This window comes from Caproicibacter fermentans, from assembly GCF_014303955.1.
Taxonomy (GTDB): domain Bacteria; phylum Bacillota; class Clostridia; order Oscillospirales; family Acutalibacteraceae; genus Caproicibacter; species Caproicibacter fermentans.
Map to the genome: position 1 here is coordinate 2386104 of NZ_CP060286.1, position 20846 is coordinate 2406949.

Annotated in this window: 21 protein-coding genes and 1 riboswitch; of the genes, 7 read left to right on the forward strand and 14 right to left on the reverse strand. The window is 57.9% G+C overall.

Annotation, left to right across the window (positions count from 1 at the left end; translation table 11 throughout):
• Positions 1-43: 43 nt before the first annotated feature.
• The 8 genes from HCR03_RS11795 to HCR03_RS11830 all read right to left on the reverse strand — a co-directional run bounded on the left by HCR03_RS11795 (position 44) and on the right by HCR03_RS11830 (position 9118).
• Positions 44-619 carry a class I SAM-dependent methyltransferase gene (locus tag HCR03_RS11795; RefSeq protein WP_187034348.1) on the reverse strand — a complete coding sequence of 192 codons (576 nt, stop codon included), beginning with the start codon at positions 617-619 and terminating at the stop codon, positions 44-46.
• Positions 620-725: 106 nt separating this feature from the next.
• Positions 726-1394, reverse strand: a complete 669-nt coding sequence (locus tag HCR03_RS11800; RefSeq protein WP_187034350.1) for an HAD family hydrolase — start codon at positions 1392-1394, stop codon at positions 726-728.
• A 99-nt stretch (positions 1395-1493) separates the two neighbouring features.
• Positions 1494-2924 carry an alanine/glycine:cation symporter family protein gene (locus tag HCR03_RS11805; RefSeq protein WP_066645860.1) on the reverse strand — a complete coding sequence of 477 codons (1431 nt, stop codon included), beginning with the start codon at positions 2922-2924 and terminating at the stop codon, positions 1494-1496.
• 342 nt (positions 2925-3266) lie between these two features.
• Positions 3267-5168, reverse strand: coding sequence for an NAD(+) synthase (locus HCR03_RS11810; RefSeq protein WP_066645570.1), 1902 nt, complete (start codon positions 5166-5168; stop codon positions 3267-3269).
• The gene (locus HCR03_RS11815) at positions 5161-6288 is read right to left on the reverse strand and encodes a lysylphosphatidylglycerol synthase transmembrane domain-containing protein (RefSeq protein ID WP_066645568.1); all 1128 of its coding nucleotides are present in this window, start codon (positions 6286-6288) and stop codon (positions 5161-5163) included. The genes HCR03_RS11810 and HCR03_RS11815 overlap by 8 nt, the downstream gene beginning before the upstream one ends.
• A 34-nt stretch (positions 6289-6322) precedes the next feature.
• Positions 6323-7303, reverse strand: coding sequence for a glycosyltransferase (locus tag HCR03_RS11820; protein WP_066645567.1), 981 nt, complete (start codon positions 7301-7303; stop codon positions 6323-6325).
• Positions 7296-7484 carry a hypothetical protein gene (locus tag HCR03_RS11825; protein ID WP_066645565.1) on the reverse strand — a complete coding sequence of 63 codons (189 nt, stop codon included), beginning with the start codon at positions 7482-7484 and terminating at the stop codon, positions 7296-7298. Before HCR03_RS11825 ends, HCR03_RS11820 begins: the two co-directional genes overlap by 8 nt.
• On the reverse strand, positions 7481-9118 hold the full coding sequence (locus HCR03_RS11830) for a VanW family protein (protein ID WP_187034353.1): 1638 nt from the start codon (positions 9116-9118) through the stop codon (positions 7481-7483). Before HCR03_RS11830 ends, HCR03_RS11825 begins: the two co-directional genes overlap by 4 nt.
• A 199-nt stretch (positions 9119-9317) precedes the next feature.
• On the opposite strand from HCR03_RS11830, the gene HCR03_RS19820 reads away from it, so the two are divergent.
• Both HCR03_RS19820 and HCR03_RS19825 read left to right on the forward strand, forming a co-directional pair.
• Positions 9318-9800, forward strand: a complete 483-nt coding sequence (locus tag HCR03_RS19820; RefSeq protein WP_267459179.1) for an MGDG synthase family glycosyltransferase — start codon at positions 9318-9320, stop codon at positions 9798-9800.
• Positions 9760-10440 carry a glycosyltransferase gene (locus HCR03_RS19825; protein WP_267459180.1) on the forward strand — a complete coding sequence of 227 codons (681 nt, stop codon included), beginning with the start codon at positions 9760-9762 and terminating at the stop codon, positions 10438-10440. Before HCR03_RS19820 ends, HCR03_RS19825 begins: the two co-directional genes overlap by 41 nt.
• Positions 10441-10515: 75 nt before the next feature.
• Here HCR03_RS19825 and HCR03_RS11840 read toward each other — a convergent pair whose 3' ends face one another.
• Both HCR03_RS11840 and HCR03_RS11845 read right to left on the reverse strand, forming a co-directional pair.
• A complete protein-coding gene (locus HCR03_RS11840; RefSeq protein ID WP_066645563.1) occupies positions 10516-10971 on the reverse strand; it encodes a hypothetical protein in 456 nt (151 codons plus the stop codon).
• 159 nt (positions 10972-11130) lie between these two features.
• On the reverse strand, positions 11131-11859 hold the full coding sequence (locus HCR03_RS11845) for a DUF975 family protein (protein WP_066645562.1): 729 nt from the start codon (positions 11857-11859) through the stop codon (positions 11131-11133).
• Between the two features lie 282 nt (positions 11860-12141).
• Here HCR03_RS11845 and HCR03_RS11850 point away from each other — a divergent pair, with 282 nt between their 5' ends.
• From HCR03_RS11850 to HCR03_RS11860, 3 genes are all read left to right on the forward strand, one after another.
• Positions 12142-13344 carry a quaternary amine ABC transporter ATP-binding protein gene (locus tag HCR03_RS11850; RefSeq protein WP_187034355.1) on the forward strand — a complete coding sequence of 401 codons (1203 nt, stop codon included), beginning with the start codon at positions 12142-12144 and terminating at the stop codon, positions 13342-13344.
• Positions 13337-14179: an ABC transporter permease gene (locus HCR03_RS11855; protein ID WP_187034357.1), complete on the forward strand. Its 843-nt coding sequence runs from the start codon at positions 13337-13339 to the stop codon at positions 14177-14179. Before HCR03_RS11850 ends, HCR03_RS11855 begins: the two co-directional genes overlap by 8 nt.
• Before the next feature lie 67 nt (positions 14180-14246).
• Positions 14247-15155 carry a glycine betaine ABC transporter substrate-binding protein gene (locus HCR03_RS11860; protein ID WP_066645559.1) on the forward strand — a complete coding sequence of 303 codons (909 nt, stop codon included), beginning with the start codon at positions 14247-14249 and terminating at the stop codon, positions 15153-15155.
• Positions 15156-15251: 96 nt separating this feature from the next.
• Here HCR03_RS11860 and HCR03_RS11865 read toward each other — a convergent pair whose 3' ends face one another.
• The 3 genes from HCR03_RS11865 to HCR03_RS11875 form a co-directional block, all read right to left on the reverse strand.
• Positions 15252-15824 carry an energy-coupled thiamine transporter ThiT gene (locus tag HCR03_RS11865; protein ID WP_066645558.1) on the reverse strand — a complete coding sequence of 191 codons (573 nt, stop codon included), beginning with the start codon at positions 15822-15824 and terminating at the stop codon, positions 15252-15254.
• Between the two features lie 65 nt (positions 15825-15889).
• A riboswitch (TPP riboswitch) is annotated at positions 15890-16001 on the reverse strand.
• Between the two features lie 24 nt (positions 16002-16025).
• Positions 16026-16685: an HAD hydrolase-like protein gene (locus tag HCR03_RS11870; RefSeq protein ID WP_066645556.1), complete on the reverse strand. Its 660-nt coding sequence runs from the start codon at positions 16683-16685 to the stop codon at positions 16026-16028.
• Positions 16682-17074: a thioesterase family protein gene (locus HCR03_RS11875; RefSeq protein WP_083210080.1), complete on the reverse strand. Its 393-nt coding sequence runs from the start codon at positions 17072-17074 to the stop codon at positions 16682-16684. Before HCR03_RS11875 ends, HCR03_RS11870 begins: the two co-directional genes overlap by 4 nt.
• Positions 17075-17248: 174 nt before the next feature.
• Between HCR03_RS11875 and HCR03_RS11880 the strand changes: the two genes are divergently transcribed.
• The gene (locus HCR03_RS11880) at positions 17249-18031 is read left to right on the forward strand and encodes a DUF1624 domain-containing protein (protein ID WP_187034359.1); all 783 of its coding nucleotides are present in this window, start codon (positions 17249-17251) and stop codon (positions 18029-18031) included.
• A gap of 9 nt (positions 18032-18040) precedes the next feature.
• Here the strand turns inward: HCR03_RS11880 and HCR03_RS11885 are convergent, their stop codons facing one another.
• Positions 18041-18427 (reverse strand): VOC family protein, encoded by a 387-nt coding sequence (locus HCR03_RS11885; protein ID WP_066645552.1) that lies wholly within the window; start codon positions 18425-18427, stop codon positions 18041-18043.
• 114 nt (positions 18428-18541) lie between these two features.
• Between HCR03_RS11885 and HCR03_RS11890 the strand changes: the two genes are divergently transcribed.
• Positions 18542-20695: a Tex family protein gene (locus HCR03_RS11890; protein WP_187034361.1), complete on the forward strand. Its 2154-nt coding sequence runs from the start codon at positions 18542-18544 to the stop codon at positions 20693-20695.
• The last annotated feature ends 151 nt before the right edge of the window (positions 20696-20846 follow it).

A 20846-nucleotide genomic window follows, 5' to 3' on the forward strand; every position in this document is an offset into this window, starting at 1 on the left:
GGCGCGCGGAATCAACCGCGCGCCGTTTTTTCCGTTCCGGCCGTTACTTTTTACCTGCCGCGAGGTACACGTTCTTAATCGGGGATTCCCATTCGACGTTCCGGAACGCCGAACGCTCCAAAATAGCACGGATTTCTTTTGCGGACCACGTTCCGCCGGATTCCCCTCCGTAGCGCGCGACCACCCGCGCAAGGGTCAGTCCGGCCGGCGTCCTCCCGTATCCGAACAGGATCAGCGTTCCGTCCTTTCTCAGCACCCGGTAAAACTGGTTGACCGCCCGCGCGGGGGTTTGGCATCGGCGGATCGGGTTGCCGCAAATCAGCAGGTCGAACGACGCGTCCGGATACGGCAGGTTTTCCGCGTCGCCGACCGTTACCTGCGCGCGTCCGCCAAGCCGCTCCGCCGCCGCTTTGATCCGCCGCTCCGACAGATCGATCCCGCAGGCGCGGATTCCGGGATGTTCCGCAAGGAGCAGCTCCAAAAGCTCTCCGCGCCGGCACCCGACGTCGAGAACCGACCGGAATTCGAGCGGGCCGGTCCTCTGCAGCAGCAGCCCGGCGATCCGCACCCGCTCCGCCGACCGAGGGCCGGTCCGTGCCGCCGTTCTTTTTTCATCCATCCATGACACCGGCTTCCCTGTAAAAATGGGTTTCCCGCAGATCCTTCGTTGGATTGCGGGAATTAATTTCGTATTATAATCAATTTTATCGGCAAAGTAAATAGACTCAGAAGAACTTCCGATAAAATTTTTCTTCCACCAGCTCCATCAGGCTGCGGACATATCCGTCGCCGACGGAAAGCGCGTCCTTTTCGCAGAGATTGGAATTTTCATCGTACACGCCGACCGCGGCCATCCCCGCCGCCTTCGCCCCGATCAGGCCGGGCAGCACGTCCTCAAAAACCGCGCAGGAACCGGGCGTAACGCCGAGCCGTTCGGCGCACAGCAGGTAAACGTCCGGGAATCCCTTTCCCCGGGCGGTTTCCGTCACGGAGGCAAACGCGCCGAAGAGGGCGTGGATTCCATTATGCTTCAGCGCCGGACCGTACAGCTCTTCCGGCAGCGCGGTCGCCACGCCGAGCCTGACCCCGCGTTCCCCCAGAAAGCGCAGGCATTCCCGCGCGCCGGGCTTCAGCGCGATATGATGCGCGTATTCCCGCGCGACCATGCCGTTCCATTCGCGGATGAGCTCCTCCGGCGCTTCCGGCAGGGCGAACCTGCCGATGGTATAGCGCGCCGCCTCGGTAAAGCTCATCGCGGATACCGTTTCGGTATAATCCGGCGGTATCTCAAGGCCCCTGCACCGCAGAAAGTCCCGGTCCACCCGGCTCCACACGGTCAGCGAATCGAGCAGCGTTCCGTCCAGGTCAAAAACCGCCGCGGTATGTTTTTCCATTTCCGTTCTCCTTTTCCCACGCAAAAGCGCCGGGGGCTTTCCCTCCGGCGCCGATCTGTTCTCATTTTAACATGCCCCGAAGGAAGAGTCAATCCGCGGTCATTTCACCGGATGCTTTCTCATGTGGTCGAGGAATTTGTCCGTTTCGCGCGCGACCACGCCGCTCAGGCAAAACAGGGCGATCAGGTTGGGGAACGCCATCAGGCCGTTCAGGATATCCGCGATGTTCCACACGGCGCTGACCGTCAGGAACGGGCCGGCCAGAACGGCGAGGACCCACAGCCAGCCGTAAACCTTGACCGCGCCCATGTTTTTGTTGCAAAGATACTCAACGCAGCGGGAGCCGTAGTAATTCCAGCCGAGGATGGTCGTAAAGGCAAACAGGACCAGGCAGGCCATGATGATGAACTCGCCGACGCGCGGCGCGAAGAAGAACCCTTTCCGAAACGCGTCTGCGGTAATCTGGACGCCCTCCAGCCCCGGAACCTTCCACGCGTCCGAAGCGATGATGCAAAGGCCCGTGATGTTGCAGATAATGATGGTGTCGAAAAAGGTCCCGAGCATGGAAACCAGGCCCTGCTGAGCGGCCCAGTCCACCTGCCCGGCGGCCGCCGCAATCGGCGCGCTGCCGAGGCCCGCCTCGTTGGAGAAGATTCCGCGGGAAATCCCCTTCTGGATCGCAGCCGAAACCGCCGCGCCCGCAAAGCCGCCGACCGCCGCCGTGCCGCGGAACGCGCCGGAGAAAATCGCTCCGAACGCCTCGGGCAGACGGCCCGCGTTATAGATCAGCAGGTAAATCCCGCAGGCCACATAAACCACGAACATAAACGGCACGACGACCTGCGCCACGCTGGAGATGCGCCGGATCCCGCCCACGATGACCAGAGCGGTCAGCGCTGTGACGACCACGGCGGTAATCACGAGCGCGCAGGTGTATTTCATTCCGAAAATCGTAATGGTGTGCGCCTGCTGCGGATCGGCGAAATCCTGCACCGCGCTGGTGATGCCGTTGATCTGCGTCATGGTGCCGATGCCGAGCAGGCCGGCTGCCGCGCCGAAAAACGCGAACAGCTTCGCAAGCCAGCGAAAGCTGATGTGGAACCGCTCCCGCATGCCGCGCTCGATGTAGTAGAAGGTCCCGCCCAGAACATGCCCATCCTCATCCACATCGCGGTACTTGACGGCGAGCGTCGCCTCCGAATACTTTGTCGCCATGCCGAAGCACGCGGTCAGAATCATCCAGAACAGCGCGCCCGGCCCCCCGACGCTGATGGCCGTCGCAACGCCGACAATATTGCCGGTGCCCACGGTCGCGGAAAGGGCTGTGCAGAGCGCCGCAAAGCTGCTCACTTCCCCCGCGGCCCCGTCCCCGCTGCTGCGCATGAAGCGGAACGCGTTCGGCATCTCCCGGATCTGAACGGCGCGCAGCCGCACCGTCAGCAGAATCCCAAGGATCAGGATCATCGCGATCAGCGGCAGCCCCCAGACCCATCCGTCAATTTTTTCAATCCAGGCATTTACGTTTTCCATTTCATCAGACTCCTTTTCCGGCTGATTTGCGTCCGGAGCCGCCCCGGGCGCTCCGTCTTTCCCCGGCAAAACCGCGCCGGCCTCACCGCTTTCGTTCCCCCGGCGAACCATTTCCATTCCGCGCAGGAAAAGAAAAAGGAACCCGAATATTTCATCGGATTCCTCTGATTGTTCCTCCAAAAAGGCATTGCTCCAAAGAGTTGTCATTCCGCCTTTGGAACTAAACTTAATTAAGTATACCAAGCGGAATTTAGTTTGTCAAGTGATTTTCGGCGTTAAAAACCGAAGCGGCCGCGGAACAAAGGAAAGCACAGACGGTTTCGTCTCCCCGGAAAGAAAGGCTCAGAGCCTCTCGATTTCCTTGCTCCAAAGCGCCGCGGAGGCGTCGCTCGGCATGCGCCAGTCGCCGCGCTGAGACAGCGAAACAGAGCCGACCTTCGGCCCGTCCGGCAGGGCGGAACGCTTAAACTGGTTCGTGAAAAAGCGGCGGTAAAATTCGCCCAGCCACTTTTTCACCGTTGCTCCGTCATACCGCCCCTCAAACGCGGAAAGCGCCATGCGGTAAATTTTTCCCGGCGTGAAACCGAAGCGCATCATGTAGTACAGGAAGAAATCGTGCAGCTCGTACGGGCCGACGATGTGCTCCGTCTTCTGGGCGATTTCCCCGTTTTCCTCCGGCGGAAGCAGCTCCGGGCTGACGGGAGTATCGAGAACGTCCTCCAGCAAAGCGCGAAGCTCCTCCGGGCCGGTCACCGCCGCGTGGTGCACCAGGTGCCGCACCAGCGTCTTCGGAATCGAACAGTTCACCCCGTACATCGACATGATGTCCCCGTTGTAGGTTGCCCAGCCGAGCGCCAGCTCCGACAAATCGCCCGTGCCGATCACCAGCCCGCCGTGCTGGTTGGCAAGGTCCATCAGAACCTGCGTGCGCTCGCGCGCCTGCGCATTTTCATAGGTGACGTCCCGGTTTTCCGGGTCGTGCCCGATGTCCTGAAAGTGCCTTGAAACCGAGTCGCCGATCGGCACCTCCAGAAACCGCGCGTTTAAAAACTCCGCCAGCTTCTGCGCGTTGCCGCGGGTTCGGCCGGTGGTGCCGAAGCCCGGCATCGTCACGGCCAGAATTCCCTTATGGTCCATGCCCAGCAAATCGAACGCCCGCGCGACGACCAGCAGGGCAAGGGTGGAGTCCAGCCCGCCGGAAACGCCGATCACGGCGCACTTGGAGCCGGTGTGCCTGAGCCTGGTCTTCAGCCCGGCGGCCTGCAGGTTCAGGATCATTTCGCAGCGTTCCGCAAGGTCGCGAACGTCGTCCGGAACAAACGGCGTCGCGGGGAATTTCCGCTCCAGCTTAAATTCCGGCATTTCAATGGAAAATTCGATTTCATGGGCGGCTCCCTCGTTGCGCCAGGTCGTCATGCGCAGGCGTTCCTGAGAAAGGCGCTCCAAATCCACGTCCGCCGTGGTCAGGCCGGTCGTGAACTGTTCCGATTCCGCAAGCACCGTCCCGTTTTCGGCAATGACGCTGTGCCCGGCGTAGATCAGATCGGTCGAGGATTCGCCCTCGCCCGCGTCCGCGTAGCAGTAAGCGCAGACCAGGTGCCCGGACTGCATCCGCACCAGGTCGCGGCGGTAAGAGGCTTTGCCGATAATTTCATCGCTTGCGGAAAGATTGAAAATCACCGTCGCGCCGCTCTGCGCCAAATGCACCGACGGCGGGCAGGGGACCCACAGGTCCTCGCAGATTTCGGCGCCGACCGAAAAGCCGGGCACGCTGCCGCAGCGGAACACAAGATCCCGCCCGAGCGGAACCTCCCGCCCGCAGAGGGTTGCCTGCCGATAATCCGGGCCGGGCGTAAAATACCTCGCTTCGTAAAATTCGGTGTAGTTCGGCAGGTTCGTTTTCGGCACCAGCCCCAGAAGCTCGCCGCGGCAGAAGACCGCCGCGCAGTTGTAAAGATCCGCGCCGACCGCGGCCGGAAGTCCGACCAGCGTGAGCAGATTGAGCCTCTGCGACCGGGCCAGCAGCTCGGCAAGGGCCGATTCCGCGCCGGAAATCAGCGTCCGGTCGCGGAACAGGTCGCCGCAGGTGTAGCCCGTCAGGCAGAGCTCCGGAAACGCGGCCGCGGCGACGCCGCGCTTTTCGCATTCCTGCATCAGAGACCAGACCGACTCAAGATTATACCGGCAGTCGGCCACCCGGATTTCCGGAGTGGCCGCCGCAATTTTTAAAAAACCGTCATTCATGTTTGATTCCTCCGCTGTTTGCCGCCTGCCCGGCTTCGCGAACCGGCGGCTCCGCCGCGTTCGCCGCGCGCGCGGATTTCATGCCGGCCCGCCTGCGCTCCGGAACCGCGAAAAACGCCCCGACCACAATGCAGGAATAATAGGCAAGCAGGCGCCACAAGAGCATCGCCTGCTGAATGATCCCCGGCGCGAAAAACATCTGGAAAATCACGAGAAAGCTCCCCTCGGCCGCACCCGCCGCGCCGGGCAGCGGGGTGTAGCCGGAAATCATGGTGACGAAGCTCTGCGCCGAAATCATATCGACGACGGGAGCGCCGGGGTTGTGAAAGGCCTTATAAATAAAAAAAGGCACCAGAAAAAGCGCCGTCAGCTGAATGACCGTAAAGCCGTATATTTTAACGCCGAGCGAACGCTTTCCCTGAAGGGCACGGTTGTTTTCCAGAAAAAACTCCAGCTGGCCCTTCACCTTTTCTCCCGTTTCCCGCGGCTTTTTCACCAGGTGAACCCGGGTCAGGACCCACACGGCGCCGCGGATGAGTTTTGTGGTGAACCCCGGACTGTAGGAAAACAGAACCAGCGCGACGACCAGGGCGGCCTGATACAGAAATCCGACGAACGCCAGCGCCATAAAGCCCTGAATCCTGCTCTGAAAAAACTTGTATTTCACCAGAATGACCAGCAGGGAATACACGGTAAGGGAGGTCTGGTACGCCAGAAATTTTTTGACCAGCGTCGAAACGGCGACCCCGGTGGAAATTCCCTGCCCGGTCAGCGCGAGAAACTGCATGGGCTGGCCCGCCAGCGCGTAGGGCGTGATAGAGTTAAAGTACTGCCCCACCATCGTAACCCGAAACGCGCTGCCGAATCCGTACCGGCCGCCGCTGGTATGAAAAATCAGGGTGTGAATGATCAGGCTGTCCATCATCCAGTTCAGGAAAACGCTCGCAGCGGCGCAGAGCATCCAGAAAAGGCTGATGTTCGGCAGACTTTGAATCAAAACGGCAAGGTTGTTTCCGGAAACGCAGAAATAGACCAGCATCCCCAGCGTCAGCGCAAACAGCGCCGCCTGAAAGATCTTTCGCCGTTTTGTATTTTCTTCCACCAACCGTTCCGACGGCACCCGTCGCTCACCTCGTTTACGTTCCCGCCGCAGACTATCGAACCGAGTAGTTTTCCTCCAGCTTTTCCGGCGAGGCAACCACTTCCGAAAATTCGCACAGTGCCTTGGAACTGATCTTATCCGCGGAATAGACCCGCATCGCTTTGGAAATCTGCCGCATGTTCGTCATACACCCACGCATACATTTTTTCTCGCCATGCATTTTTAATACATATAAATAACAGCAGTTGCAGGTTTTTCTGGTCAGCGCAAGATAACTTTTTTTATATTTTTCAAACAGTCCGTTTTTTTCAAGGGAAATCCGGACCATTGCGATCGCGCGGATAAAGTCGTTGATCTTATTCGCGTTCATGGTCGCGAGCGTGCTCATGGAGTGCTGATTGTAGTAATAAAGGGGCCGGTCCAGAACGACGACCCGGTCCGCGTGGGCAAACACCTTGTTTGCGGTGGCCATGTCCTCGAAGCACATGGTGGGAAAGGTGATGCCGTAATCCGTAAACAGGCTGCGGCGGTACAGCTTGTTCCACACCAGGCTTTGAATCTGCACGTCGCGCAATAGCTTATTCATGGCCTGCGTGCGGTTAAAGACGCCCTTGCAGCGAAAGGGATATTCAAACAGAAAATCACTGTCGATAAAATGGTAATAATAATAACAGCAGGAAATATCCGCGCCGTAATTCACGCACGCGTCATGCAGTTCCTCCAGAAAAGTCGGCGCGACATAGTCGTCGCTGTCGACAAAGGTCAGGTATTCCCCCCGCGCGAGGGCCATTCCGGCGTTTCTTGCCTGGGACATTCCCTCGTTTTTCTGGTCAATGATCGTAATATTGTCATATTTTTCTTCAAAATGGCGCAGAATCTCGAGGGAGCCGTCCGTGGAGCCGTCGTTGACGGCGATAATTTCAAAATCCCCAAAGGTCTGCTCCTCCAGAGACAGAAGGCATTTTCCCACGTATTTTTCAACATTGTAAACAGGTATCACAACACTGATTACCGGCGTATGCGTCTCAGTCAAATCGGTTCTTCCTTTCCAAGACAGCGTTTTCCGCAGGCGCGGTTCCGCTTGTTGTGAAGTCTAAAAAACGGCACATCCGGCTCTTCAAAAAGTCAAGCCTGCCGTCATCACCATTTTTGCAGATTGCGGCATAAAAGTCAAGTTGTTTTTCGCGCGGCGCGGCGTCTCTCCGCCGTTTCACGCCGCGGGTTCCCCCTGCGCGGTAACATCGTCGTTCGCCGCCGCGCCCGCGGCGGAATCTTCGGAAACCGGCGAAGAGGCGGCCGGCGCGGAAGAAGCGGGCGGAGCGGAGGAAACCTTCGCCGCGGGCGGCGGGGAGGACGCGGGTTTGGAGGATTCCGCCGGCTGCGCGGAAGCGCCCCGCGCCGCGGATTCGCGGGTCAGGTCGGTCCCTTTGCCGTAGGCATAATAGGCCGGCTGCGGCCGGTAATAAGAGGACGGCAGGTCTTCGGTTTTTACCGACGTCCCGTTCCTGCGAAAAATTCTCTGCGCCTTCACCTTATATCCGGCGCGCGCCTTGGAGGTCATCTTGATTACGCCCTTATTCAGCGACGGGTCCAGAATATACTGCGCCTGCGTCGGGGCGGAAATGGTATCGGTCACCTGCGAAACGACGTCGACCGAGTCGTATCCGTCCGGATGATAGCCGTAGACGGCCGCCGTCAGCACGCGGTTTTTCACGGACGTGACCAGGTACACGGGGTAATCGGCCGGATTGGTAAATTTAAAATCCAGACCCGGGTAGCTGACGGTCGCGTCCTGCCCGATCGGGCAGTAGCTGGACGGGATGGAGTGATTGTACCGCTCGGTGATTTTCATTCCGGCGCGTACCGCGGCGCCGTAAACGGTGGTGGAGGCCTGGCAGATGCCGCCGCCGTATTCCTGAACCAGCTTTCCGTTTAAGATCGCGCCGGCCTGCTTGTAACCCTGCGCCTGGCCGCACTCTCCCGCGGTGCCGAAAAAGGAGAACGTCGCCCCCGGTTCCACACAGACTCCGTTTGCGGAAAGGAGCGCTCTCGTCATATTATAGGTTCCGTTCGCGTTGTTTTTACTGACCGTGCTGAAAGTTCCCAGCAATTTCATGTGGGCTTTCAAGTCGTCAAGCGTGCCTTTAAACGGGACTTCCCCGGTTGAAAGCGAAACCGTTCCCACCCCGCCGGATTCCAGCACGGATTTTGCCCCCGCGAGCAGTTTTTCCCGGTCGACCGAAACGCCGTTTTTCCCGTTTGCAAACGAAAACTGCTTTGTCTCCGTGTTGAAAGCGGTCACACGCGGGTTCTGCGCGGCGGTATCCACTTCGTCGGCGACGGCGTTCAACGCGGACTCGAGGGACGATTCCTCCACTTTGCCCGTCACCGTATAGGTTTTCGGCGAGGTCTTCAGGCTTTGCACCTGCCGGTAGCGCTCTTCCCGGTCCCCGCTGCGCGCCCAGGCGTAGGCCTCTTTCAGAACATCATTCGTATTATATTGAAACTTCAGATTCTTATTCGTAATCCGCCAGGTTTTGCCTGCGCCGGCAATCCGCAGCTCCACCGGGCTCTGCGCGCCGGACAGGGCCGCTTCCACGGCCGCTTGCGCCTCGCTCATGCTTTTCCCGCCCAGTTCGACGCCCTGAACGACAATTCCGGAATAGAACGCGTCGGTGTCGATCGCGGCGGATACCTCCCTGGAATGTTGATATCCTAAATAGAGACTGCGTCCCAGCACCGCGCCCGCGACAATCAGCAAAACCAGCGCGCCGGCAACGGCAGCTTTGGTTTTCCTTCCGGGTTTTCCCACGGCCTGAGGCTGCAGGGCCTTGTTTTCAGCAATCATGCACGTACCCCCTGTTCGGCCATGCGGCCGCGACTCCATTATATCCCCTGCTCCGCCCCGCGTAAAGTCACAGTCCTGTTACCATTTTGGCTTGCGCTTTCGCGCCGCCGGGGCATGGTATCTTTTCCAAATATATGATATAATAATTTTGGTATAACCGGCGAAAGCTCCGCAAATGATCAAATTCAGGGGTGTTTACGTGAAACTCTTAATTCTAACCGCGGCAACCGGCGGCGGGCATATCCGCGCCTCCCGCGCCATACAGGCCTATATTTCAAAGAACTCCGCCGGCAGCGAAGTGGTTGTGGTCGACGCGCTGAAAAGCATCAGCAGCGTTCTGAACAAAACTGTCTGCGACGGATATCATTTTCTTGCGACAAAAACGCCGAAGGTATTCGGCCAGCTTTACCGCAAAACAAACGAAGAGAGCCTTCTTTCCACTCTGGTCTCCCGGTTCAGCGGGGCGTTCAGCCTGAAGCTGGTGCCGCTTCTGGAGCGGGAAAGACCGGATGTGATTATTTCCACCCACCCGTTCGCGACCGAAATGATCTCTCACCTGAAATGGGCGGGCGCCGTCACGGCCCCGCTGATCTGCCTGATGACCGATTACGGCCCGCACCGCGCGTGGGGTTGCCGACCACGTGGACGCCTATGTGGTCGCGAACGGCGACATGATCTCTGAAATGGAAGCGATGGGCGTCCCGAAAGAAAAAATTTACCCGTTCGGGATTCCGGTTGAAAACGTCTTCTTCACGGCGGGCGACCGGCCCGCTTTTCTGAAAAAGATCGGGCTGGACCCGTACCTTCCCACCATCCTGATTATGGCGGGCAGCTTCGGCGTGACCAACATTTTGAAAATCTACCGGCAGATCGTGCGGCTGGAGCAGAACTTTCAGATGATCGTCATCACCGGGCGCAACGAGCGCCTTTACGAGGAAATCGCCAAGCTGATTCCGGACAGCCCCAAGCCGACCAAACTGGTGTTTTTCACAAACGAGGTTGAAAATTATATGCACGCCGCGGACCTTTTGATTACAAAGCCCGGCGGGCTGACCGTTTCGGAGGCGCTCGCCTGCGGAATTCCGCTGGCCGTTTTCGACGCCATCCCCGGCCAGGAAGAGGACAACGCCAACTTCCTTCTGACCCATAACATGGCCGTCAAGCTGGAAAACGGCCAGGACTGCGGAGAGACCATCCGCTCTCTGCTTGCGGACAACCGAAAGCTGAGCGAAATGCGCTCCTCCTGCAAGGGCTTCGACAAATCCCGTTCCGCCGAAAACATCCTCCGGCTGATCCAGGAGTTGTACGAAAAATCCCGATAAAAATTCCATGGCAGCAAAAAATCCCCCCGCGCGGTTTCCGAAAACTCCGCGCGGGGGGATTTTTTTGCGTTTTTTCTAAACCAGCTCGTCCAGAGTCCCGCCGGCCTGCGTGCTCAGGTCCGCCTTACTCTCTTCCGAAACCTCCTGTACCGCCGTCAGGCCGGAGACCGGAATCAGCATGCGGTAAGACGCTTTCAGCGCGGCCATGGAAAGCACCGTGCTGTCGCTTCGCTTCGCGCCGTCTTTTCCGTCTTTCTTTTTCAGCCCGGCCGGGCGTGAGGATTCCTGCCGTTTGATCCGGCGAATCTCCTGTTCGATTTTCGCAATCAGCTTTTCATATTTCCTGATTTTACTGGTGACTTCGGTCTGAGACATCCCGTTTTTATTCGCCTTGTCTTTGTAATCCGTTTTGAGCTTCTGGACATCCTGCTCGAGCCGGACCAGCTCCGAAATCCGGTCCTGTTCCGTGCTCTGCCCGGAATCCGCCGTCTGAGAGACTGCCGAAGCCGCCGCAATTCCTTCTACCGCCATAAAACACCCTGCTTTGCTTCTTGATAGAATATATATCGGCAGAAGAGCTGGAATATTTAGGAAGCCAGGGGCCGCTTTCTCATTTTTCTTTTCGTTTTTTAAATTCCGGCATGAATCCGGGTAAATCAGGGAATTCTACAAAAGCGGGCAAAGCCGGAATCAGGACTGCGGACCGGAGCGGCCCAGGCAAAGCTCTTCCGGCCGGACAAACCCCATTCGAAGCGCCCGGTCGCGCAGGAATAAATAAAGCTCCGCCTGCGCCGCGCTGTAATACGGCAGAACAAACAGCATGCCGACGCCAAAGCAGAGCGCCCCCAGCAGAAACCATCCCAGAAAAGACAGGTCAAAAACAAAGATCGCGCCCTTTTGGCCGTCCGTCATTTCGCGGCTGATTTGCCGCGCGCGCTCGCCGGGCAGGGACGGGTTGTCGGAAAGAAGAAACGGAACCATGCTGTACTCCAATCCCTTTACAATTCCCGGAATGATCAGAAGCAAAGTCCAGAGACAAATAATAAGCTCCGTGAGAAACATGGCGCTCACGCCGTTCATGTAATTCCATCGGAACCCGCTGAACGCGGTTTCCACCTCGGCGGACTCGAAATGATTGCGGACAAAGTAGCGGGAAACTCCGATAACGAGGGGCTGCACGACAAAAATCGCGTACAATATTCCAAGCCACCCGAAATGGAAGCTCCATATGAAGCTGCCCTTCGCGCGCGTTTCGGCGGAAAACCACGGAAAAATTCCGAACCCGCGCCAGAATCCCGGGTCCGCAAGCTGAAAGCCTCCGGTTAAAAGCAAAAAAAGAAAAGTAACCAGAAAAGCGGTCCAGTACCTTCCGCGCAGGGCGACTTTCGCGTTTGATTTTAGTATTGACCGGTCCCACATGCCGAATCCCTCCAAAAATCCCATTCCATCCGATAAAACCCATACTGCCTATTCAGTATATGCGAACAGCCTGCCGGTCATCCGCGCTTTTATTATTCTACCGCAAATCCGCGGGGGATGCAATTCATGAGACCGGAGAAAAATCCATTTCATTTTCCATATATTTACAATTTCAATTCCCTGAGGTTGACATCCTGCAACCTACAAGTTATAATAGAGTTGTCTGTTTTTAAAAATGAACCGATCAATTTTCGATTTTGATAGGATTAAGGGAGTGATGGAATGCCGAAAGTAGAAGTCAAAAATTTATATAAAATTTTCGGTTCCAATCCAAAAAAGATCATCCCGCTTCTGGAAAAAGGGAAAGGGAAAGCCGAAATCCTGAAGTCCACGGGACACGGAGTCGGCGTGAACAACGCGAATTTTCAGGTGGAGGAAGGAGAAATCTTCGTCGTGATGGGGCTTTCCGGCAGCGGAAAGTCCACGCTGATCCGCTGCCTGAACCTGCTCATCCGGCCGACTGCCGGCGAGGTGCGGATCGACGGCGAAAACATCGCCGCCAGCAATAAGGAAGCCCTTTTGAAAATCCGCCGCAAAAAGATCGCGATGGTTTTTCAGAATTTCGCCCTGCTGCCGCACCGCACGGTGGAAAGCAACGTGGAATTCGGGCTTGAAATTCAGGGCGTGAACCCGAACACCCGCCGCGAAAGAGCGCGCGAAGCGCTTCGCCTGGTGGGGCTGGAGGGACACGAGGACCGCATGCCCTCCCAGCTTTCCGGCGGCATGCAGCAGCGCGTCGGCCTGGCGCGCGCGCTGGCGAACGACCCGGATATTCTTCTGATGGACGAAGCGTTCAGCGCGCTTGACCCGCTGATCCGCAAGGAGATGCAGGACGAGCTGCTGGCGCTGCAGACCAAAATGCACAAGACCATCATTTTTATCACGCACGACCTGGACGAGGCGCTGAAGCTCGGCGACAAGATCGCGATCATGAAGGACGGCGTCATCGTGCAGACCGGCACGCCGGAGGACATCCTTACGAATCCGGCGGACGATTACGTTCGCGAATTCGTACAGGACGTCAACCGCGTCAAGGTTGTCACCGCTTCCACCATCATGAGGAGGCCGGACCCCATCGCCTACGCGAAAGACGGCGTGCGGGTTGCCGTCCGCAAAATGAGGGAAGCTTCCATTTCCAGCATTTTCGTCGTCGACAGGGACCGGCACCTGAAAGGGATTCTCTCCATCGACAAAGCGGTGGATCTGCTGAAGGCAGGCGCCCACGAGCCGGAGAGCGTCAAGGACGCCATCGACACAAATGTGGAGACCGTTTCGCCCGACACCTCCATTGAAACACTTCTTCCCCTCGTCATCAATTCCAAATACCCGATCGTCGTGGTCGACGAGGAGCAAAAAGTGGTGGGCATCATTATGAAAGTATCCGTTCTGTCGGGTATCCTCGGGGAGGATGATGAAAATGAATAGACTTCCGATCGGGGATGTGGTGGAAAAGGCCATCGACTGGATGACGGAAAACTGGGCCGGTTTTTTCGGCGGGATCAAAATGATCCTGCTCTGGGTCGTAACTTCCTTCGAGCACCTGTTCAACTTTATCCCGTTCTATGTCATGATCGTGATTCTGGCGCTGCTTGCCTGGCGTCTCGCCGGCCGCGGCACCGCGATTTTTACCGCGGTCGGGCTTCTGGTCGTCGTTTCCATCGGCCTTTGGACGGAGACGATGGAAACGCTGGCTCTGGTCATAACCAGCACGCTGATCGCCCTGCTCATCGGGATCCCGGTCGGCATCTGGATGTCGCGAAGCGAGTCGGCCAACCGCATCATCCGGCCGATTCTGGACTTCATGCAGACCATGCCCGCCTTTGTGTACCTGATTCCCGCGGTTTATTTCTTTGACCTCGGCGTGGTGCCGGGCGCCGTCGCGACCGTGATCTTCGCCATGCCGCCCGCCGTCCGCCTGACAAACCTCGGCATCCGGCAGGTTCCGGGCGACGTGATCGAAGCGGCGCGCTCCTTCGGCTGCACCGGCAACCAGATGCTGTTCAAGGTGCAGATTCCGCTCGCAATGCCGACCATCCTGGCCGGGCTGAACCAGACGATCATGCTTTCGCTTTCCATGGTGGTCATTTCCTCCATGATCGGCGCGGAGGGCCTCGGCATCACCGTGCTGCAGGGCATCACGCAGCTGGAGGTCGGCAAGGGATTCGAGGGCGGCCTCGCCGTCGTCATTCTCGCGATGATTCTGGACCGCATCACGCAGGGAATCGGCAAATCAAACCGAAATAAGATCAACGCTAAATAATCTTATCGGAAAATGCCACTTTGGCTTTTCAATAAATTCACACATTCTATTCTGAAAGGGGATTGAAATGAAGAAATCAATTACAGCGGCAATACTGGCAGGCGCAATCTGCCTGGGTATGCTTGCGGGATGCGCCCAGAACGGGGAAAGCAGCTCCGCGGCGAGCCAGACAGGCAGCGCGAAAAACGGGGGAACGAAACCCGAGATTCAAATCGGTTACGTCAACTGGTCGGAAGATATCGCCATGACGAACCTGATGAGCGCGATTTTAAAAGATAAGATGGGGTACGATACCAAGCAGGTTCAGACGGACGTCGCGCCGGTATTTGCTTCTCTGGCAAGCGGCGGCACCGACGTTTTCCTGGATTGCTGGCTTCCGGTTACCCATAAAAGTTATATGGATAAATACGGTTCCGAAGTGAAGGATTACGGGGTCAGCTTTGACAACGCGAAAATCGGCCTGGTCGTTCCGTCCTATGTCGATATCGACAGCATCGACCAGCTGAACGCCAACAAAGATAAATTCGACGGCACCATTGTCGGCATCGATTCCGGCGCGGGAATCATGACGACGACCGACAAGGCGCTTGAGGATTACGGCCTTGATTACAAGCTGATGCCGGGCAGCGGCCCGACCATGACGGCGGCGCTGAAAAAGGCCGTTGACAACGAGGAGCCGATTGTTGTGACCGGCTGGCAGCCGCACTGGATGTTCGCCAAATGGGACTTGAAATTCCTGAAAGACCCGAAGGGAACCTACGGCGAAGCGGAATCCATCCACAAGCTCGGCTCTAAAAAGCTGGATGAGAAAGCTCCGGACGTTGCGAAGTTCCTCACCAATTTCAAGATGACAAGCGATCAGCTCGGCGACCTGATGGGCGCCGTCGCGGACGCGGACGATCCGCTGGAAGCGGCCCGTTCCTGGATGAACAGCAACGAGGACCTGGTCAGCGGCTGGCTGCCCGCGAAATCTTAACCGACGGCATATTTTCTTCCAAACAGTATTTTTCAACAAGGAGCGGCGCCCCGGACGGGGCGCCGCTCCTTGTTGAAATCCAAATCCGCCTAAGAATCAAAGGAACCTCTTCAGAGGTTTATAAAGAAGGCCGCCGACGACCAGGCAGATGGCGAAATCCGGCAGAAGAAAAGCATTATACGCCATGGAATAAAGCCACGGATGACCGCTCCATTCCGCCGGCACCCACGAAAGGTAAGCCGTCGCGCCCGAAATGACGTGACATACAAAGCGCAGAAGCACTCCCGTGAACATCCCCGCCACAAATTTCGGGAAGCTCCTGCCGTAAACGGCGGCAAGGCCCAGGAACGCAAACGCCAGAAGATAGTCAAAAAGAAACGATACCGTAATTGCCACGGGAGTCAGCCCCCACGACATCACAGCCGCGAGGTCCAGCAAAAGCTGGATCACCCCGTAGGTAAAGCCCGTGAGCAGGCCCCATTTTACGCCGTACTTGTAGCCGATCAGCAAAATCGGCAGCATGCTGCAAAGCGTCACCGACCCGCCCAGCGGCATCTGGTAAAGCTTGATCAGGCTCAGCACCGTCGCAAGCCCAAGCATGACCGCGCTTTCCACCAACCGGAGCACCGTCGGATTCAGTCCCGTTGTTTTCGTGTTCTCATTTGTCATAATTGCCCCTCCATTTCGTCCGGAATTCTGCTAATGGAGAACAAAAAACGCCCCGCGGCCTGCGCGGAGCGTAACTTTCGTTTTCCTACGCTGGCATTATCCAGATCAGGTTATGGGTTTCAGGCGTCAATCCGCCTGCTCTCAGCCGGGAAATACCCAGCACCCCTTTTCTATTTTGGGATTATCATACAACAGCGCGTGTTATTTGTCAACCAGAAAATCACGCAACTCTTCGACCGAGCCGACGAAATTTTCCGCGCCCTCGCGCTCCATTTCCTCCTGCGAGCCGAACCCGTACAGAACGCCGACAAAATCGGTTCCGGCCCTGCGCGCGCCGCCCGCGTCGTACTTGGTGTCCCCGACCATGACCGCGCGGGACGCCGGCACGCCGGACTGCTCCAGAACCGGCAGAATCAGATGTTCTTTTCCCCTGCCGGATTCGGAATCGTCTTCGGTCGAAATATAATCCATGGGCTGCGCAAGACCGAAATGATCTAAAACCCGCTTGGCCGGGGTCGCCGGCTTGGAGGTTGCGACCGCAAGCAGGACGCCGCCCGCCTTCAGCTGCGCCAGAAGATCCATAATGCCGGGGTAAACCGAATTTTCATACGCGCCCCGGCTGTTATAATAATCGCGGTAGAACCGGATGAATTCGGAGACGGCTTCCTCATTCATTTCCGGATACGTCTCATTGAGCTTGTTCCGGACCGGGGGGCCGATAAATTTGCGCAGGGTTTCCCGCGGCGGAACCGGCCAGCCGATTTTTTGAAAAGCTTCCTTCAGCCCGCCGGTGATCCCCGGCGCGGAATCCGTCAGGGTGCCGTCCAGGTCAAACAGGACGAGGTCATGACGAAAGCTCATTCGGCCACCGCGCTTTTTCTTTGGTCGGCCTTTTGCAGAAAGCGGTCGCTTTTCACGCTGACGCGTTCATGCGTGCCGGTTGCAATCACCCCGGCGTTGTCCCGCGCTTCCAGGCGAAAGCGAAATATCCTTTTTTCATGCTCCAGCAGCTCGGCGGTCACCGTTACGGCGCAGCCCGGCGCGGTCGGCGCGAGGTGCTCCACGGTGATTTTCGACCCGACGGTCGTTTCGCCGTCCGCAAGGAATCCGGCGGCAAGCTCCATCGCCGCGTTTTCAAAAAAGGCCGAAACGGCGGGCGTTGCCAGCACGGGCAGCGCCCCGCTGCCCATGCGGGAGGCAAGCAGTTCCTGCGTGACGGCGTATTCTTTCGTCAATCGAGTATCCGGCATTGTAATTTCCTCCAGTTGCATGATATAATAATATGATTTCTTTTGTGCCCGGAAAGAACGGGCACGGTATTCTACTTTATTATATCATATCCAAAAAAGGATTTCATCCTTGACCGCCGGGAAATCCGCGAGGATTTCCTTGCGGCCGGTTATTACCCAAAGGGAGGCGCCTCCATGCCGGAAAGCATCACCGCGCCGAACGGACGCGGAAGAATTCACCTGATGGACGAGCTCCGCGGATTCGCCGTGTTCTGCATGGTGTTTTACCACGGATTTTATACGTTCGGCTATCTGTTCGGAAATAATATCGGCGTTTACTTTTTCAATTTTTTTATGCCCGCCGAACCTTTTTTCGCCGGGATGTTCCTGTTTATTTCGGGCATCGCCTCGTATTTGACGCACTCCAACCTCAGGCGGGGGACGAAGCTGCTGGCCGTCGCGCTCGGCGTGACGCTGGTCACCCGGATTTTCGTGCCGGAGGACGTCATCACGTTCGGCGTGCTGCACTTTCTTGCGGTCTGCATGATCCTGTTCGGCTTTTTGAAGCCGTATGCCGACCGGTTCCGTTTTTCGTGGATTGCCGTGATCGCATGCTTCGCGCTGTATTTTCTGACCCGCGGCGTGCCGCGCGGTTTTCTGGGCTGCGGACCGGGCTTCGGCATTCCTCTTCCGGGCGGGCTTTACACGTTCGCGTGGCTCGCGCCGCTCGGCTTTCCCGGCCCCGGCTTCGAAAGCTCCGATTACTTTCCCGTTCTGCCGTGGATTTTCGTTTTCGCGGCGGGCACCTTTGTGGGCAAGCTGGCAAAGGCCGGCCGTTTCCCGGAGATCGCCTACCGCCCGCAGGTGCCGATTCTTTCGTGGTTCGGGCGTCACGCGCTTGTGCTGTACCTGTTCCACCAGCCGGTCATCTACGGCCTGTGCCTGCTTCTAAAACCGCTGGCGCCCTATCTTTCCTGAAAACCGGAGTTATCCGGCGGTAATTTCGACCCGGTTGCCGTCCGGGTCAAGAACGCAGCTTTCATAGTAACCGTCCCCGGTCCTGCGGGGCCCGCTCACCACGGGCACGCCCTCCTCCTTCATGCGGGCCGTCAGATTATCCACCTCCCGCTCCGATTCCGTGGAAAACGCAAGGTGCGCATAGCCCGCCGTGAATTCGCGCCGGACGGTTTCGTTCAGGTTCCGGCTGTGCATCAGCTCCAGCCTTGCGCCGGACTCAAAGCTGATAAAACGGGAGGAAAAACCTTTCGACGGATTTTCATATTCCGGCCCGGCCTTGCCGCCGAACCACCTGCAGTAAAACTCTTCCAGCTTTTTCAGGTTCTGTGTGTAAATCGCTGCGTGGGTAATCGTCATATTCCGACTCCTCCGTTTTTCCCCGCCCCTGAGCGCGGGAGTATTGATTTTCTATATATTACCACATTTACTGTCCCAAAAGAACGATAATCTTACGATTTTTGGAGGGATTCCATGAATCCGACCCTGGAATTGACACGACAGTTCGGCCTGCAGGAATGGCAGGTGAAAAACATCGTCGAGCTGATCGACGCAGGAAACACGATTCCGTTCATCGCGCGCTACCGCAAGGAGGCGCACGGCTCGCTGGACGACCAGAAGCTGCGGGAAATCGCGGAGCGGCTGGAATATCTGCGCTCGCTGGAAAAACGCCGGGAGGAAGTCGGCGCGCTGATCGGGGAAACCGGCCTTATGACGCCGGAGACAGCGGCGGCGCTGCAAAAGGCGGAGACGCTGGCGGAAATCGAGGACATTTACCGCCCGTTCCGCCCCAAACGAAAGACGCGCGCGTCCGTCGCAAAGGAAAAAGGACTGGCCCCGCTCGCGGAGCTGATTGAAAAGCAGGGCCCCGGCGAACCGCTTTCTTTTGCAAAGCAGTACGCCGACCCGGAAAAAGGAGTCGATACGCCGGAGGACGCGCTCGCCGGCGCGCTCGACATCATCGCGGAAAACGTCTCCGACAACGCTCAGATCCGCCGCAGGCTCCGCGTCGTGACCCTCGCGCACGGGATTCTGGTTTCAAAAGCGGCGAAGCCGGACGAGGACAGCGTTTACGCTCCGTATTACGATTACCGCGAGCCGATGAACAAAATCGCGGGGCACCGCGTGCTTGCCGTCGACCGCGGGGAAAAAGAAGAATTTTTAAAGGTTTCCGTCGAGCTGGACCCTGCCCGCGGGCTGAACATCGTGTTTTCCGAATGCGTCCGCGGCGATACCGCCTGTGCCCGCGCGGTGCGCTCCGCCTGCGAGGATGCTTACACCCGGCTGATTTTTCCCTCCATCGAGCGGGAAATCCGCAACTCCCTGACGGAAGCGGCGGACGAATCGGCCGTTAAGGTATTCGCGGTCAATCTGCGGCAGCTGTTCATGCAGCCGCCGGTGCGCGGCAAAATCGCGATGGGCCTTGACCCGGGGTACCGCACGGGCTGCAAGGTCGCCGTGGTGGACGCGACCGGACGCGTACTGGACACCGGGGTCATTTACCCGACCCATTCGCAGGCGAAGGTGGAGCAGGCCAAAGAAACCATCCGCCGGATGATTTTGAAGCATCATGTGGAGGTCATCGCCATTGGAAACGGCACCGCGTCGCGCGAGACGGAGCAGTTCGCCGCCGAGGTCATCCGCGAGCTGGACGCGGGCGTTTCCTACATGGTGGTCAGCGAGGCGGGCGCGTCCGTCTATTCGGCGAGCAAGCTGGCCGCGCAGGAATTCCCGGAATTCGACGTAACCCTGCGCAGCGCGGTCTCGATCGCGCGCCGTTTGCAGGACCCGCTGGCGGAGCTGGTCAAAATCGACCCGAAGGCGGTCGGCGTGGGCCAGTACCAGCACGACATGCCGAAAAAGATGCTGGACTCGGCGCTTTCCGGCGTGGTGGAGGACTGCGTCAACTCAGTCGGCGCGGACCTGAACACGGCCTCGCCGTCGCTTCTGGAGCATATTGCCGGAATCACTGCGGCGGTATCGAAAAACATCGTAAAATACCGTGAGGAAAACGGTGCGTTCCGCGCCCGCAAAGAGCTTTTAAAGGTACCGAAGCTCGGCCCGAAGGCCTTCGAGCAGTGCGCGGGATTTCTGCGCGTTCCCGAAAGTGAGAATATTCTGGACCACACCGCCGTACACCCGGAATCCTATGACGCGGCGAAGGCGCTGTTAAAACTGTGCGATTACAGCCCCGCCGAAGTAAAACGGGGAAGCTTTCCGGGTCTTGCGGAAAAGGTGACGCAAATCGGAAAGGAAAAAGCCGCGGCGGTGGCCGGGGTCGGCGTGCCGACGCTGATGGACATCGTCGCCGAGCTGCAAAAGCCGGGCCGCGACCCGCGCGACGAGCTGCCGAAGCCGCTTCTTCGCACCGACGTGATGAAGCTGGAGGATTTGAAGCCGGGCATGGAGCTGACCGGCACGGTCCGCAACGTGATCGATTTCGGCGCGTTTGTCGACATCGGCGTGCATCAGGACGGGCTGGTTCACGTTTCCGAAGTTTGCGACCGGTTTATCAGGCACCCGTCGGAGGTCCTGAAGGTCGGGGATATTGTCAAGGTCCGCGTCCTGTCGGTCGACGTGAAGAAGCAGCGCATTTCCCTTTCGATGAAGCAACAGAAGAAAGTTTGATTCTGCCCTCATGGCCGCACGGGGACACAAAGCGGCTTGAGCAGCCGGGCGCGCGGCGCGAAAAGACTCTTCCTTGCGGTTTTTTCCACAAAGTTTTATAATATGGTTGAAAATATTTTCCCGTGAAAGCGGGATGCCCGAATATCCCGGT

Bases quoted from the DNA above. Each gene is read 5' to 3' on its own strand.
- HCR03_RS11865 (WP_066645558.1), bottom strand. From the start codon at position 15,824: ATGACAAATGAGAACACGAAAACAACGGGACTGAATCCGACGGTGCTC.
- HCR03_RS11840 (WP_066645563.1), bottom strand. From the start codon at position 10,971: ATGGCGGTAGAAGGAATTGCGGCGGCTTCGGCAGTCTCTCAGACGGCG.
- HCR03_RS11890 (WP_187034361.1), top strand. From the start codon at position 18,542: ATGAATCCGACCCTGGAATTGACACGACAGTTCGGCCTGCAGGAATGG.
- HCR03_RS11860 (WP_066645559.1), top strand. From the start codon at position 14,247: ATGAAGAAATCAATTACAGCGGCAATACTGGCAGGCGCAATCTGCCTG.
- HCR03_RS11885 (WP_066645552.1), bottom strand. From the start codon at position 18,427: ATGACGATTACCCACGCAGCGATTTACACACAGAACCTGAAAAAGCTG.
- HCR03_RS11845 (WP_066645562.1), bottom strand. From the start codon at position 11,859: ATGTGGGACCGGTCAATACTAAAATCAAACGCGAAAGTCGCCCTGCGC.
- HCR03_RS11830 (WP_187034353.1), bottom strand. From the start codon at position 9,118: ATGATTGCTGAAAACAAGGCCCTGCAGCCTCAGGCCGTGGGAAAACCC.
- HCR03_RS11810 (WP_066645570.1), bottom strand. From the start codon at position 5,168: ATGAATGACGGTTTTTTAAAAATTGCGGCGGCCACTCCGGAAATCCGG.
- HCR03_RS11800 (WP_187034350.1), bottom strand. From the start codon at position 1,394: ATGGAAAAACATACCGCGGCGGTTTTTGACCTGGACGGAACGCTGCTC.
- HCR03_RS11855 (WP_187034357.1), top strand. From the start codon at position 13,337: ATGAATAGACTTCCGATCGGGGATGTGGTGGAAAAGGCCATCGACTGG.
- HCR03_RS11795 (WP_187034348.1), bottom strand. From the start codon at position 619: ATGGATGAAAAAAGAACGGCGGCACGGACCGGCCCTCGGTCGGCGGAG.
- HCR03_RS11805 (WP_066645860.1), bottom strand. From the start codon at position 2,924: ATGGAAAACGTAAATGCCTGGATTGAAAAAATTGACGGATGGGTCTGG.
- HCR03_RS11875 (WP_083210080.1), bottom strand. From the start codon at position 17,074: ATGCCGGATACTCGATTGACGAAAGAATACGCCGTCACGCAGGAACTG.
- HCR03_RS11850 (WP_187034355.1), top strand. From the start codon at position 12,142: ATGCCGAAAGTAGAAGTCAAAAATTTATATAAAATTTTCGGTTCCAAT.
- HCR03_RS11880 (WP_187034359.1), top strand. From the start codon at position 17,249: ATGCCGGAAAGCATCACCGCGCCGAACGGACGCGGAAGAATTCACCTG.
- HCR03_RS11870 (WP_066645556.1), bottom strand. From the start codon at position 16,685: ATGAGCTTTCGTCATGACCTCGTCCTGTTTGACCTGGACGGCACCCTG.